This window comes from Caballeronia mineralivorans PML1(12) (assembly GCF_001028175.1).
In the GTDB taxonomy this organism is placed as follows: Bacteria; Pseudomonadota; Gammaproteobacteria; order Burkholderiales; family Burkholderiaceae; genus Caballeronia; species Caballeronia mineralivorans.
In genome coordinates, this window is record NZ_AEJF01000245.1 from 70,000 (window position 1) to 84,131 (window position 14,132).

Consider the following 14,132-nt stretch of genomic DNA (forward strand, 5'->3'; position numbering starts at 1 on the left):
TACGGCTGGCGCCAATGTCATCTTCCACGTGCCTTCAGGCGTGCATCGAGACGGGGGTAAACGCGCCGCGCATTGCCCTCGAATATCTTGAAGCGATCCTCGTCCGTCAGCGCAGTACAAGCGTCGATGTAGCGTTTGGTGTCGTCGAAGTACTGGCCAGTTGTCGGGTCCTTGCCCCGCACCGCACCGACCATTTCCGATCCGAACAGCACGTTGTCGGTCGGCACGACCTCGGTCAGCAACTCGACGCCCGGCTTGTGATAGACGCAGGAGTCGAAGAAGATGTTGTTCAGCAACCCTTCGAGCGGCCGATCACACATTTCCAGTGACATTCCCCGATAGCGTCCCCAGTGATAGGGAACCGCACCACCGCCGTGTGGAATAACGAAGCGCAGCGTCGGAAAATCCTTGAACAAGTCGGACTGCAGCACCTGCATGAACACTGAGGTATCGGCGTTCAGATAGTGAGCTCCTGTGCCATGGAAGCAGGGGTTGCACGAGGCTGCCACGTGAATCATCGCGGGCACGTCCAGGTCGACCAGAGCTTCGTAGAGTGGATACCACTCGCGATCGGTCATCGGCTTGCCTGTCCAATAGCCGCCCGTCGGATCGGGGTTCAGGTTGCACCCCACGAAGCCCATCTGCTCGACACAGCGCCGCAATTCGGCGATAGAGTTCGCAGGAGCCACGCCCGGTGACTGCGGCAGCTGGCAGACCGGCGCAAAGTTGTCGGGATAGAGTTCCGTCACGCGGTACACGAGGTCGTTCGATACCTCAGCCCACTCCAGGCTCGTACGTTCATTGCCCAGATGGTGGCTCATCAATCCGGCGATCGGCGAAAACAGCGTCAAGTCGCTGCCCCGTTCACGCTGCAGCCTGAGTTGACCATTGCCGACCCCTTCGCGAATTTCGTCGTCCGTCACATGTGCGCCGGCGCGCGACGGTGCGTTGACCGGGTCGTTCGCAAACTCGACCTGCTTCGCGCGCCAGTTGCGAAATGAAGTGGGTACGGTCGTGAAATGGCCGTGGCAATCGATAATCATGTTGTCTCCATGTCGACCAGAGTTGGAGCTTTAGCTCCTTACTCTGGTCTCATGCAAAATAGTTGCGTCGGGTCAGCGGGCCAGTGGGTCCACAAACAGTTCATCAATGGACATGCGACGAGGCGTGAGGCCTTGCTTGAACGCGGTGGCTTCCAACGTTTCGATCGTCTTGCGGTTTTCCTGAAGACCGTATGGCAGTGGATCGTGTCCAACAATCTTGCGCAGTTCAAGATACTTCTTGTCGCTGGCGCTGGTGGCCTCTCCGGCATCAAGACACGCCAGCCATTCCTTCTTGGCCTGTGCAAAAGCGTCGAAGATCGATTTCGCGATCCACGGATGCTCGACGAGCACCGAGTCTTTGACGACGATGGTTCCATGCATCGGATACACCCCTGTACGGATGTAGTACTTGGCCTCGAGCTCGGACGCATTCGGGAACAGATCGGGATAGTCGGCCTCGACCTCTTTCCATCCACCCGTGGGCGCGCCGGTGCGGCCAATGCCTGCGGCGGCGCCAAAGCCTGCTGACAGTTCGCCATTGGCCATCATGTCCGCCAGCGAGCTGCCAGCGGGAGCGTGGATCACGTTCGACGGCAGCTTGAGCTGAGTGACATGCTCCTCGTCATCGACGACCCAGATCACCTTCGATGAATCGAGTCCGAACTCGTCAATGAGGACTTGACGCGTCCACACGCCGGTCGTGACCGAGTAGGCGCGCACCCCCACCTTCTTGCCCTCCAGGTCTTTGGGGGTCTTGATCCCGGCGTCCGGGCGCACCAAAAGCCCGCCATGATGAAAGCGCCGCACGACAAAGATCGGCAATCCGACGAACGGTGCGCCATAGGCACGGGCGATGATGTAGGTCGTCGGCGCCAGTTCGCAAACGTCGAATTCGACATCACGCACCATCCGGCGGAACGCGCCAATCTGCGGCTGGACTGTGATGAACTCGGCAGCCACGCCCTCAATGGAAATGGAGCCGTTACGAATGGCCGACGTGTGCGGATGCTCAGCGATCGCAATCTTGAGCGGGACTTTTTTTGTCAACATCCATCTCCTTTGCATTAGTCGTCGCCGATGGCTGGATGAGGACTCCAGCGCCGTACGTATCGTCTCGATGGGGTAAGAATATTTGAGGATGGCTCGCGCGTCTCTACACAAAAATGAGATTCGATGGCACTTTTTTGGGCTTTGTCGCAATAAGGCGCGCGCTAGGCATTGTCAGGTTGTTGGGGCGGTCGCGTAAGATGGCGCGATGACGAAATCGAAATCGCTCTATCGCGGTCATCGTTTCCCAGCCGAGGTCATCAGTTGCGGTGTGCGCTGGTATTTTCGCTTTCAGTTGAGCTTGCGCGACATAGAGGAACTACTCTTCGAGCGCGGGGTCATCGTGACATACGAGACGATCCGATGCTGGTGCGACAAGTTCGGCAAGGGCTTGGCTCGTCAGGTGAAGGCCGCGCGGCGCAAGCCCGGTAGCACGTGGCACCTCGACGAGATGTTCGTTACGCTACGAGGCGAGCCGTATCTGTTATGGCGTGCGGTAGACGAGCATGGCACCGAGCTTGACATCCTGGTGCAGAAGCGGCGCGATAAGGCCGCCGCCAAACGCTTCTTCAAACGGGTGTTGCGCTCGGGCCCCGTGCCGCGCAAGATCGTCACCGATCAGTTACGCAGCTACCCAGCGGCCAAGGCTGAGATCCCGGAGCTGGCGAACGTGAAGCACGTGTTCGTCAAAGCCGCAGCCCGGCTGAACAACCGCGCAGAGAATAGCCATCAACCGACACGTGAGCGCGAGCATCGTATGCGTGGTTTTCGCAACCCGAAACGCACACAGCGATTCCTCTCGTGCTTCGGGCCGATCAGGCAAAATTTCGCGCTCAAGCGGCAGCTGCTGCGCGCTTCACTTTATCGCAAACAGCTCGCTGCTCGGTTCGCCGCTTGGCGCGAATTCGCCGAAGTCACCCAAAATCCGTCGATCGCTTTCTGACCAATCGTCACACCGGCTGTCGTGCCGTATTACTCCCGGCAAGTTGACATCAAAGCCGTACAGAATACTGCGTACAGTAAATGTGCTCCAGCGTGCGACGCGCGCTTCTTTCTCGACGAACTCGGTCGTGCGCCTCAGCGGCAGATCCGTGATCTGTTCGCGCTCAAGGCGGAACGCCGCCGCGTTACACCGGTTGACGCGCATGACAATCTCACGCAGGAACTCATCGTAGGCCGCGTGGTCGGCGAAGTCCCGATGACCGCGCTGTTACTCCAGTTCGATATCGATATCGCTAAGAATAGCTGCTACAGGCACCTCGAATTCCCAGCTCACCCCGCTGGCCTTAAAGGCGTGAGTCACTTTTGCGCCGTGGCGAGCAAACGGATTACGTCCGATTACGGCGGTCCCAAAGCCTCGTCGTTGTGTCGTCGTGACCTCGGGGCCTCCGGATTCCTTCCAGTGTAGGTGGAAGAACCTTCCATCCGATCTCTCCTCGACCTCCCAGGTGATCGTCACCGTCCCGCAGTCATTCGAGAGCGCACCATATTTGATCGCGTTCGTTGCCAGTTCGTGCATTGCCAAGCCGATCATCTCGGCAGCCCCCGGACGCAGCCGTAAATTGGGGTCGCCATTGAAGAGCATGTGCTTCTCCTGCGCACCGCCTGCGATAGCCGTTTGCGACCAAACCAGATCCCGGACCGTAATCCCGACCCATTGACCTTCTATGAGCAGGTCCTGGCTCCTGGATATAGAACAAAGGCGTTGATCAAGGGCTTTGACGAAGTCGGCTCTTGGGTCCGGCACCGTACGCCTGATCAACGCCTGAACAACCGTTAGCATGTTCTTCGAGCGATGATCCAGCTCGCGCAAGAGCAGTTCAATCCGGCGCTGGTTTTCCTTTTGCGTCGTAACATCACGCGAAACGCACAGAATCGTGTCGACCTCCCCACTCCCATTCTTGAGTGGCGTAAGCATGTTGTCCCAGTAGCGAACGCCTTCCCCCGACAGGCGACTTATGCCGGGAAAGCGGGCAGGGCGTCCTTCCCCGGCATACCGGAGCGCTTTCCGGCCGTCTTCATGGACTTCTTCGGGGAGCAGATTCAGCCAGTCCATACCGAAACCTGAGTTTTCCTGAACGTTGAGCGCGATACAGCCGGCCTTATTCATGTGCTGCAACTTGCCATCGGCCGTGATGACCTTGATGCAGTCCAGGCTAACATTGAGCATGTCAGTTTGGATCTTCGATTTCTGGGCTAGATTGAATTTATAAAGTTTGCGTTCATGAATATCAGTCAGAATATAGAGCCAGAAGCGGATCTGCCCCCGCTCGTCGAGCTGAGGGTGCGCCCGTAGCAGGAACCAGCGCTCTCCGCCCTCGATATTGGTAAGGCGAAGGTCGATGCTGAAAGAAGTGGCGGACGCCATGGCGTCCGCCACTTCACGGCGTACATCGCATCTATCGGCTTCATAAATGCATTCTGTCCAATTAGTGGAAACGAACTGATCTGCGTTGCCCGACGCGTATTGCCTCCAGGGCTTGTTGAAGTACTCGTAGAATCCATCAGGCCCTATAACGCAGATCAAATCTGGTAAATAGTCCAATGCTTCATAGGGAAGTAACGGTTGAGATGAGTTCCCTGCGCCGCGGTGGTGGATGTTCTTTTCTTCATGGGTTTCTGTTTTCATAAATTGAGCGCGCGACCCTTTCGATTCATCACATTCTACTCCGCTGAATGAGGCTGAAGAGTCGGCGGGTACCCCCCGGTATGGGTACTTCAAATTTACCTACCTGACGACTGTCGGCTGACCCGCTGAGCGGTCGCTTGCAGGACGTCGAGTCGTCGCCTTCAGGGAAAAGGGAGACCAAGGGTGAATTGAAATGAACGCACCCACCCATGATGATGTAAAAACGGCGGATCCTCACTTCGCGACGGCACTAATCGAACGCTTACTCTAAGGGGGCGTCTCAAAATTCGGAAAACTGCGCGCGTTAAGCGTTCGCGAGCTGTGCTGTTCGAATGTCGCTGATCGACCCCACAACGGCCCCTTGACTCTTTCGAAGGAGACGTTCACGACAGGTCGCGACGCGCTAGATGCGCGGCCATTCTGACAGCCGCGCATCCATCAACAACGTCAGGCGGCCTGACCCGCGCCAAGGTCAGCGCCAGTGGTCGGATCGGAGCTTGCATCCGACGCCGTTCTCGATGCCATTGCCTGCAGCACCTTTACATCGCCCTTCGATACGTTGACCGTGGCCATTCCGTCCCCGCCATCCACCGCCGGTTCCGGAGAGTCGACGAACTTCCAGTCGGGACCTTCGTTCCATGGCCCGCGCGTCGCATCATCACCTTGCGACATTTTGTAGTACACGCTGGTGTATTCCGGCACGCCTGGAAGCTTGCCCTGCGGAAAGTTTGGCTGGATCGAATGTAACGCCTTCTCGAACGATTTCTGGTGAGCGATTTCCCGTGTCATCAGAAAGCCGAGCGTTTCCTTGATACCCGGATCATCTGTGACATTGATGAGGCGCTCATAAACGATCTTCGCGCGAGCCTCGGCGGCAATGTTCGATCGCAGATCGGCCGTTGGATCGCCGATCGTGTCCACATATGCGGCGGACCACGGCACGCCGGACGAATTCGTCAAGGCCGGTCCACCGCCGTAAAGCAACGCCGTCGTGTGGGAGTCGTTTCCTCCACCCGTCATCGAACGATACAACTCCGCCTCGGCCTCCACGGCTTCGGCCAATTGACCCTTCGCGCTTTTGTTCAGCATGGCGACGATCGAGCCGACAATTTCCAGATGACTCAATTCCTCGGTCGCGATATCGAACAGCAGATCCTTGCGACCGGGATCATCTTCCCCAATGGCCTGAGTGAAGTATCGGCAGGCGGCACCCAGTTCTCCCTGGGGACCACCGAATTGCTCGAGCAGCAGATTCGCAAGACCCGGATTCGGCGCCGCGACGCGCACGGTGTACTGAAGGCGTTTGTTATGAATGAACATGAGATTTTCCCAGTGATTGGCCAAAGCAATCCCGTACGGGCGCAGACGCGGACTTTAGATGTCCCTGTACCCGTCCGAAGTCGCGTACGACCATGGATCTATCCGGACAGCGGGTGCAACCCAATGGTTGTCCGCACCCAACGATGGGCGCCCGGTTCTCAGAGCGGACGCTCTGGCAGATGCGCGGCGAGAGTGCCGCGCATGGCAACGCGTTGCCGATCGTTATTCAGCATGCGCCGTGCCCATCGCGCAAATTCCGTTGCCTGACTGACCACGTGGGGCCAACGCCAAGGCTTTGCCGGAAACTCAGTGAAGTGACACGAACTCTGCGGGAGTTCGATTGACCGATGTGCTCGTTGGTATAGAGCCATTATTTACGTGGACGACTTCCTGGCCCTTGGGGGCGGTGCGATGAGTCGCTACCTGCTGCGCGGCAGTCGTACGGTGAACACGGTTTCGCCGTTTTCGGAGTGCACTTGGATCTCACCTCCGTGAGTCTTCGCAATTTCACGGACGATGTACAGTCTGAGGCCGAGGTGGCTGTCTTCGTCATATCCTGCGCTATGATCCACGCCGCGCTTTAGGGGCTCAAAAAGCTGCTCCATGGCTACCGGCTCGATTGCAGTGCCGCTATTCGAGACAGAGATACGAACATCAGCCTCCTTACCGGTCACAATGACCCGAACCGGTGAGTTCGGCGCGCCGTATTTGACTGCGTTCAAGACGAGATTTCCGAGCAATTGCTGCAAACGTTGGCCGTCCCCAGACATCATCACATTTCCCCTGTACCGTCAGATCAAGCTGACGATCAGGATGTATCGTGCGAAGCTGGTCGAGTTGATCGCGGATTACGGCAGCGAGGTCCACGCTAGTCGGAACTATGTTGATGCCCAGACCTAGCTTCGTCCGGTTGAAATCACACAGGTCGTCCAGGAGGGATTGCATGCGGGCACCGCTTCTAATCAGACGACTCGCGGCACTCGCCACCCCGTCTCCGGCATTCAACGCGACGAGATATGAAGTTGTTATCTGAATGGTTTGAAGTGGGCTGCGCATGTCGTGACCGAGCATTCCGAGAAATAGGTTGCGAGCTTGGTCCACTTGCTCGCTGAAAAGGCTGACCGATTCAGCGAGCGCCTGGTCGACGGCTTCATTGAACCGGATCATGTCATCCATATCCAGTTCGTCGCTCGGACAGTGGTCCATCCATAGACGAAGGACACTGGCGCGGAGCGAGCAGTATTCCGCCGCCAGTTGCTTGATGTCGAAACCACCGCGTGCCCGTAGAATCGCGTGTGTCTGCGCAGCGGTCTCTGGAGCGTCAATGATCACCGGGGCGCGCCCCTGGGACTTTTCGAGTTGGGCATACCTCGTCTGGATCACTGACAAGTCCTTCGCGATGGCCTCCAGGATCTGTTGCGTGTGGTCGCGTAACGCGGGCGATTTCATGTTTGCGGCCGCCGGCAACAGCGTGCAAGCGAAGGCCTCCCATTGCGCAAGGATCGCTTCCATGTTCCGCAAAATGAAGTCGGCCAGCCGCATGTGCGCCTCGAATAGTGGCAAGGAGCCGTGAATTGAGTGTCTATACCGGACCCATACTATGCGGAAATCTTACGAGCGAACGCCTCGGGTCTGCCAATTGCGTCCCAGCAGGCACAGTCCGGAGAAACGCAAATGCTCCCAGGCCGCGCTCACCACTTACTTGTCGCAGATGACGCCCCTGGCTTGCTCGCCGCATATGTCCACTATTTCGAGATTCACGGCTACGAGGTTCGGGCCGCTCAAGACGGGGTCGATGTGTTGGCCGAGTACTGTCGGTGGTTTCCTGCTCTAGTTATTCTCGACATTCAGATGCCTCAACTCGACGGTCGGGAGGTGGCTCGGGAGATCAGGCGCCGCAGGCGCAGACCCTCATTCGACAGCGACACATCTGCTCCAGTCTGGCGTCGACCTGTCGGTCATCGCATTGTGGCTCGGACACGAAAGCCCGTCGACAACGCACGGCTATCTGGAAGCCGATCTAGCAATGAAGGAGCGGGCACTGAACAGTATTCAACCAGCAACGAATCCAAAGAATCGTCGCTATCAGCCACCCGACGACATACTTCGGTTCCTGGAGTCTTTATAATTATGTGCAGTTCGCCGGACCGAGAATCGCTGTCCATCAGCCCGGCGATTTGTGCCGCGTCCTTCTCCAAAGATGGACTGAACATAATTCTCGGCTACGCATAACGTCTTCAATGCAAATATGTGCATTGAAGACGGAATTGGCTCTTTGCGGGCTCAGCTCGTGCGGGCCGGCGCCAGGCCGCGGTGATGAGTCTCATCCAGTCGGCAAAGCTTAACGGACACGACCCCTACGCCTATCTGAAAGACATCCTGACACGGCTCCCTACCCAGCCCGCTAGCCGGCTCAATGAACTGTTACCGCACCTCTGGCAGCCTCAGTTTCAACAGTAGGCTGACGTCGGCTGCCGAACTCCTCGGATCACCGGGCGCTTACTGAGGAGCGTGGATATGACGAGCTTGATCTTCTACTTGGATGGCGCTCTGACGAGCGGATACTCCGCAATTTCGCTCGATAAACCACGCTCTCGCGCCTTCCAGCTTTCCGGTCCGGCACTAGCCGAATTAACGCAAGATGTTGAACCTCGGCTGTGCGGAATATGTGAAGCCTCCACTGACGCGTTCCCGATTGCCAAGCGCATGCCGATGGGTAGCGCCGTCAAAGACGTGTTTCACGGCTCCATTTGCCAAACTTCCTCGCCCGGCAAACATGAACGATGCTTAGTACACCATTCCAGTTATTGTCCGATAATTTTATCTGAATAATGGACTCGGGGTTAACCATTCATTCATTAAAAAGTTCTGTCGAACATCACTTTTGTCCAAAGCGGCGCAAGCTCTCCGAAGGATAGTATTCCACTAGAGACAAAATTCTTCGACGAAATCTGGTCGTTGATTATGGTCCGTACATAACTGTTGGAGACATCGCATGAGAATTGCATTGAGTGTGAGGGAATACAAATGCTTTGCCGTCTGCATGCTTTTGGGATTGGGGCTGTCCGGCTGCGGCAGCGCAGTACACATCACGACCAGTGCGGACGACGCCATTTCGAGCGTCTCCACGATCTCTTTTGTTGACCTGGACGGCCCCAAGGTCCAGGCAATTGTCCTCAATTACAAGGACACACTGAACGCGGGCTCGGTGAACCTGAATACCTACGACGCCCTCAGTTATGCAAATCTTGCCCAGAATTACGATGATGCCGCAGCGGCCACGAGGAATGGTTTGAGTGGTAAGTATCCGGCCTTTGCGCAAGAAACTGGGACTCCTGGCGCCCCCACATATGTCTATGTGAACTCCACGCCGACGATTGACTCGACGAATCACACGGGCGCCGCCAGCGGCAATTATGTCATTATCGAACTCAACACCAATTATTTGCTGGCTAACGCCGTCCCTTACTGGAGAGCAGGCGTGGCCGGCGGCGTAGAACAGAAGATGCTCATCAGCGTCAACGAAGAGGTGACCATTAGCCCCAGCACAACAGTAAAAAGCAACTACGTGTCAGACTATTACTATAACTTCGCCCCAGACGGCAGTGACAACTCCGTTTACCTGGACACAGTTCTCGATGACACTTCCTATGTTATCAACGGCATCACGGGCTATAAGCTCTATACGGACGATGTGACGCCATCCTATTCCGGGACGACAGCAAACGGCGTTGCAATCACATATCCGAATGCAACCATACTTTCCATGGTTGCGGGGAGCCCCTTCCAGGCCACCAACTGCTTCAGCGAGTATGATGGCCTGTACCATAACGTTAGTCTGAAGTACAGCCTCTTCGTCCCCTCCGATTACGATGCGAGCAAGAAGTACATGGTTGTACTGCACATCGAAGATGCCGGCGGCTTGGGCGACGACCCGCTGATCAGCCTGACTGAGGCACAGGAAGCGGCAAACTATGCTTCAGACAGGGTGCAGGCGCTGGCTAAGGCTCAGGGTTACGCCGGACTGATCGTCGTCATTCCGCAGCTACCTAACTCAGGTCAGAGCGTGGCCGATAACCTGACGGGCAACGAATACATACCTGCGACCTGGCAGCTGATGGACTACATTACGTCCAAATATAATATCGATACCAATCGCATATACGCGTCCGGTCAGTCCATGGGCGGGATGCAGCTACTGGATATGGCAGCCCAGCGCGATAACTACTTCGCGGGCATTTGGGCGATCGCGTCGCAGTGGGGGAACAACTACAACAAGAGCGCCAGCTATAACGGCAAGGCCTACTACACGTACCCCACCGACGGAACGATTATTACCAACCCTAATTGGCAGAATTGGTACTACTCGATTTCCGATGACAATATTCTGGCTACCAACATGACGGGCGATGCCACTGCCACCGGGTATTGGAATCAGGTCCAGACGCTCTTCAGCAGCCTTGCCGGCGTAACCGTTCCGTATGCGACCTGGGACCCGACGACTTCGTCCGAAACGGAGGAAAACACCTTGCTGAAGGCTCTGTTGGGGACGTCTAGCAAGTTAGGCATCTACTGGGATGCGCTGGCTAATGGCAGCCATAAGTTGACCTGGGTCTATGCCAACGGCATTACATATAGCTATGACTGGCTCCTCAGCCAGACCAGGCAAAGCGAGGTTGCCCGCGGCAAGCTGAATCTCAGCGGCTCCTATGCAAGTGGGCTCGGCACCTATGGTTACAACAGCATCACCTATTGATCAGGTTGCAGTGGCGTACCTCTAAAGCAGGAAGCCTTAACAAAAGGCTTTTACAAGGTTGAGCAGCGTTCGGGTTCATAGAGGATTTGAATGCTGCTTTTCGTATTGGAGCTGCATTTCCTTTATCCTTCGAGCCAACTGAAATGGCTGGACCTCGCTTGCACAGCGCTATATCAGCGTTTCATGAGGGTACCCCTCAGCAACGAACGAATTGGATTGGTGGATTGAGGATCGCCGGTTTGTTTTTTGCCGATTTGAGTCGAGCGCGATCAGCGGCTCCGCCCACTACAGATTGCCTGAGTTGTTGCAGACGTCGCCCGCCTGGGTGTCAGCGTCGACAGTCTGCATTTGGCCGGTTTTTGCCTGTCAATGACGAGTACATGTGATCGGTCCCTGCCATCCGCGGGCTAAACCGGCTGCGTCAAACGAGGTGTTTCGGAATTCACCCGCGCGCCTTGGATTTTCATCTAACGCGGCATACGTACACGGATATTTCACTTTCCATGGCACGTGCTGCTTCGACCGTGCCGCCCTTCCTGAAAAAACGCCTTAAATTCAAGGATCGACTTTTCAAGAATGGTGGCACCCGACAGATGCCGTCTCGTCCTCCGGTGTCGGCAGACAACCTCCCGTCCGGCCTTCCACATGTAAACCATTCTCAGTTGCTCTTGATGACGTGCATCAAGCCGCCGCTAGGCCGCATCGACGCGCTGTCCGTCGTCCGGATCATGCGCATACCGTCTAACACGTCCCGGGTTACGTAGACTCTCCTCCACGGCCATGTGATTGGATGTATTCATGGCTGCCCCTCACTATGACGATTGGGTGCCAGTGCGTTTTGCGGAACGCGATATTCCAATGAACCGGCAAGGCCCTCGTGGATCCCAGTTGGATCACACTGAACCGAAGGACCCGAACCTTAAGAGGAGCTTTGCGCAAATCGACGCCAAGGCCGGGTTCGACACGTGCCAATCAAGTGGTTCCAAGCGGTCGACGGATCCATAGACCGAGTTAGACAGGTCCAGCAAATTATTACTATTCACCTCATCCGGCCGCGCCGCTTGATCGAATGAAAAGTGAGTACATATTGGCTATCGATAAAAATAAAACACCATTTTTTCAATGACTTACATAAATGGTCTGTAACTACTCAAAAAGCCGGGGCGAACGGCTGCATCCTGTTCAAGCAGCGTGAACGAGGCGTTGTTCAACCAGGTGCGGCAGTAGTGGGATGTGATCGCTGCATGAAATGCGATCGGTCAGGTAATTCCAGAATGAGATGCCCAGCTTACGACAGGTCTTCTTCAGGCTGGAGAACGTATCGCGACATTGCCGACCGAGCTCGCTGCGCGTACCGCCACTGACTTTCTGCTTTTTCACGTGATCGCGAATATCGCGCTCACTGCCATTCGTGTGCAGTGGGACCTCAGGTCGCTCCAGCACCAGCAGCAACTCGGACTTGTTCAGGTGAATCCGCCTGAGCAAACGGTTGAGTGTCGCGTAGCGGGTCTTCTGGGTGAAGACCGCGTCAAAGCGCGCTTGCAGTTCGCGCTTGCGTTTGAGGGTGGGATGACGCTTGTAGTCCTTGAGGTCCGCGTACAGCGACCAGATCCCGCTGCGCACACGTGCAATATCCTCACGGTGTTGATCATTCAACGGCAGCAGCTTGTGAACCAGGCGCTCCGCGTGTACCCAACATAAGCCGTGAATCAAGACGTTGAACTGTCCGGCGTCATCGCTGATGATGGCAAGATCCTGGGCCACGCCGCGCCGCTTCAGACTGCCCAGCAACGCGCCCTCGGTGGCGATGTTGCGGTAGCGGGCAACATCCATGCCCAGGCCGTCGAGGTGGCGCTGCCACGCGCGCTGATCGGCAAAGCTTGCGCGGTCGTGCTCACGCAGCGCCTGCAGGAACACCTGCGAGAGCCCCTGCTTTTTCATGTAAGCGAGCGCGTCTTCGTTGATCTGGTATCCATGTCCCGCGCCGAGCAGCTCGAGGAAATTGATGCGGCTCTTCGAACACGTGCTTTTGAACCAGGCGAAATGCTCGTTACCGATGTGGGTGACGTAGCCGTTGTTGCCTTGATGCCGCGTGCCCGTGTCATCGACCGTCACATATGCTGAAAGCGCCAGGCCAGTCGATAACAGCCCGTCTTTTTCCGCGTGAAAGCGCTCCTTGCCCTCTTGCAGCAGCGCGTTCAGCTGCCCGGACGAGATCTCGATGCCCCATTCGCGCAGTTGCTCGCGCAACAGCGGCTGCGTCACGTGGCAATGGTGGTGCTGGTACAGCACATAGCTGACCAGCGTTGCGCCAAAGTGGCTGCCGGCGACTGCCCGGGGAAACTGCCCGCTCAAGGTCTTGCCGTCTGGTGTTTGCCAGCGTGCGAGCCGATAGCGCGTGTTGCGAGAGCCGATCACCAGGTCCTGCACCACGAAATCTCGATACCCTTTGAATCGGGAGCCTCGCGGGATCCGCCCGGCCGGCTCGATGATCTCTTCGCAATCGATCTTCAGTTGGGCGGTCTTGCTCCTGCTGGGCTTACCACGTCGTCTGGCCGGCTTCGTTTGCTGCTGCCGATCAGGCGCGCAGGTTTTGCCGGCCTCCTCATGCATGCGGCTCGGCTTGAACTTCGGGCGCTTCTTCTCACCCTTGAGCACGGCGACTTCATCCTTCAGATGCAACTCCTGCTCCTGCAGGCGAAGGATGATTTCGATGAGGCCTTCACCCCAGGCGAGCAGCTTCATGACCGCGGGCGTGTGCTCGACTTTGGGGATATACGGCGCAGCAAGTTTCTTCCTCACGACTGCGTGAGGCTATGCGCGCTTGCCGGCTTTGCGCAGCCGGGCGATTTCCTGTTCCAGTGCTTGAAGCCGCTCTTGCTGGCGATTGACCATATCGGTCAGTTGCTCGAGCACCGCCAGCAATTCAAGCTCCCGCGGCGTCAATTCGTCTCGCGCGATATCCGGCGGGATAAATTTTTGAGAGATGCTCATGACCTGGCAACGTAGAGAGTGGCGACGCGACGAAAGCTAACATCGCCGGCCACTGTTTACAACTGAAATTTCTTGCGGCCTACGAGAAGCTCGTCGCTTACATCCTGGCTTGATGAGCGGGTCAAGGGCGACGCAACGCCTGACGCGACTGCCCCGGGTTTATGAGCAGTTACAATAGTCTGAGTCCTCTTGCAACACGTAGTCCGGAGCAATCCGAAGAAGTCCGAGAAACCCCGTAAAGCCTTGTGCCTGCGGGGTTTTTTGTCTTTGGCGGTCCGAGGTAGTCCAGTAACATCCGGCGTTTTTGCGAATACTGGTGCGTATACCAGTCTCGGGGCAACGT

8 protein-coding genes and 4 pseudogenes are annotated in these 14,132 nt (G+C 56.7%); 5 read left to right on the forward strand and 7 right to left on the reverse strand.

Annotation, left to right across the window (positions count from 1 at the left end; genetic code table 11):
- Positions 1-17: 17 nt before the first annotated feature.
- Together EOS_RS40115 and EOS_RS40120 are read right to left on the reverse strand one after the other, a co-directional pair.
- Positions 18-1,043 (reverse strand): amidohydrolase family protein, encoded by a 1,026-nt coding sequence (locus EOS_RS40115; RefSeq protein ID WP_047897778.1) that lies wholly within the window; start codon positions 1,041-1,043, stop codon positions 18-20.
- A 72-nt stretch (positions 1,044-1,115) separates the two neighbouring features.
- Complete coding sequence (locus EOS_RS40120; protein ID WP_047897779.1) at positions 1,116-2,093, reverse strand: PhnD/SsuA/transferrin family substrate-binding protein; 978 nt, start codon at positions 2,091-2,093, stop codon at positions 1,116-1,118.
- Positions 2,094-2,298: 205 nt separating this feature from the next.
- Here EOS_RS40120 and EOS_RS40125 point away from each other — a divergent pair, with 205 nt between their 5' ends.
- Positions 2,299-3,033 (forward strand): IS6 family transposase, encoded by a 735-nt coding sequence (locus EOS_RS40125; RefSeq protein WP_047897780.1) that lies wholly within the window; start codon positions 2,299-2,301, stop codon positions 3,031-3,033.
- Between the two features lie 267 nt (positions 3,034-3,300).
- Here the strand turns inward: EOS_RS40125 and EOS_RS40130 are convergent, their stop codons facing one another.
- The 3 genes and pseudogenes from EOS_RS40130 to EOS_RS40140 all read right to left on the reverse strand — a co-directional run bounded on the left by EOS_RS40130 (position 3,301) and on the right by EOS_RS40140 (position 7,581).
- Positions 3,301-4,719 carry a PAS domain-containing protein gene (locus EOS_RS40130; protein ID WP_053064220.1) on the reverse strand — a complete coding sequence of 473 codons (1,419 nt, stop codon included), beginning with the start codon at positions 4,717-4,719 and terminating at the stop codon, positions 3,301-3,303.
- A gap of 447 nt (positions 4,720-5,166) precedes the next feature.
- On the reverse strand, positions 5,167-6,039 hold the full coding sequence (locus EOS_RS40135; RefSeq protein ID WP_047897781.1) for a manganese catalase family protein: 873 nt from the start codon (positions 6,037-6,039) through the stop codon (positions 5,167-5,169).
- A gap of 419 nt (positions 6,040-6,458) precedes the next feature.
- Positions 6,459-7,581, reverse strand: a pseudogene (locus tag EOS_RS40140) (ATP-binding protein).
- A 132-nt stretch (positions 7,582-7,713) separates the two neighbouring features.
- On the opposite strand from EOS_RS40140, the pseudogene EOS_RS46035 reads away from it, so the two are divergent.
- From EOS_RS46035 to EOS_RS40145, 4 genes and pseudogenes are all read left to right on the forward strand, one after another.
- Positions 7,714-7,929, forward strand: a pseudogene (locus tag EOS_RS46035) (response regulator transcription factor); the annotation flags it as partial.
- A gap of 22 nt (positions 7,930-7,951) precedes the next feature.
- Positions 7,952-8,167, forward strand: a pseudogene (locus EOS_RS46040) (tyrosine-type recombinase/integrase); the annotation flags it as partial.
- A 131-nt stretch (positions 8,168-8,298) separates the two neighbouring features.
- A pseudogene (locus tag EOS_RS45300) lies at positions 8,299-8,499 on the forward strand (transposase domain-containing protein); the annotation flags it as partial.
- 535 nt (positions 8,500-9,034) lie between these two features.
- A complete protein-coding gene (locus tag EOS_RS40145) occupies positions 9,035-10,795 on the forward strand; it encodes a hypothetical protein (RefSeq protein WP_047897782.1) in 1,761 nt (586 codons plus the stop codon).
- A 1,182-nt stretch (positions 10,796-11,977) separates the two neighbouring features.
- Here EOS_RS40145 and EOS_RS40150 read toward each other — a convergent pair.
- Both EOS_RS40150 and EOS_RS40155 read right to left on the reverse strand, forming a co-directional pair.
- A complete protein-coding gene (locus EOS_RS40150; RefSeq protein WP_200908758.1) occupies positions 11,978-13,597 on the reverse strand; it encodes an IS66 family transposase in 1,620 nt (539 codons plus the stop codon).
- Between the two features lie 12 nt (positions 13,598-13,609).
- Positions 13,610-13,789, reverse strand: coding sequence for a hypothetical protein (locus tag EOS_RS40155; protein WP_047846622.1), 180 nt, complete (start codon positions 13,787-13,789; stop codon positions 13,610-13,612).
- Between the last annotated feature and the right edge of the window lie 343 nt (positions 13,790-14,132).

Excerpts from the sequence above, each read along its gene's own strand:
- EOS_RS40135 (WP_047897781.1), bottom strand. The coding sequence starts at position 6,039 with ATGTTCATTCATAACAAACGCCTTCAGTACACCGTGCGCGTCGCGGCG.
- EOS_RS40130 (WP_053064220.1), bottom strand. The coding sequence starts at position 4,719 with ATGAAAACAGAAACCCATGAAGAAAAGAACATCCACCACCGCGGCGCA.
- EOS_RS40125 (WP_047897780.1), top strand. The coding sequence starts at position 2,299 with ATGACGAAATCGAAATCGCTCTATCGCGGTCATCGTTTCCCAGCCGAG.
- EOS_RS40120 (WP_047897779.1), bottom strand. The coding sequence starts at position 2,093 with ATGTTGACAAAAAAAGTCCCGCTCAAGATTGCGATCGCTGAGCATCCG.
- EOS_RS40145 (WP_047897782.1), top strand. The coding sequence starts at position 9,035 with ATGAGAATTGCATTGAGTGTGAGGGAATACAAATGCTTTGCCGTCTGC.
- EOS_RS40115 (WP_047897778.1), bottom strand. The coding sequence starts at position 1,043 with ATGATTATCGATTGCCACGGCCATTTCACGACCGTACCCACTTCATTT.
- EOS_RS40155 (WP_047846622.1), bottom strand. The coding sequence starts at position 13,789 with ATGAGCATCTCTCAAAAATTTATCCCGCCGGATATCGCGCGAGACGAA.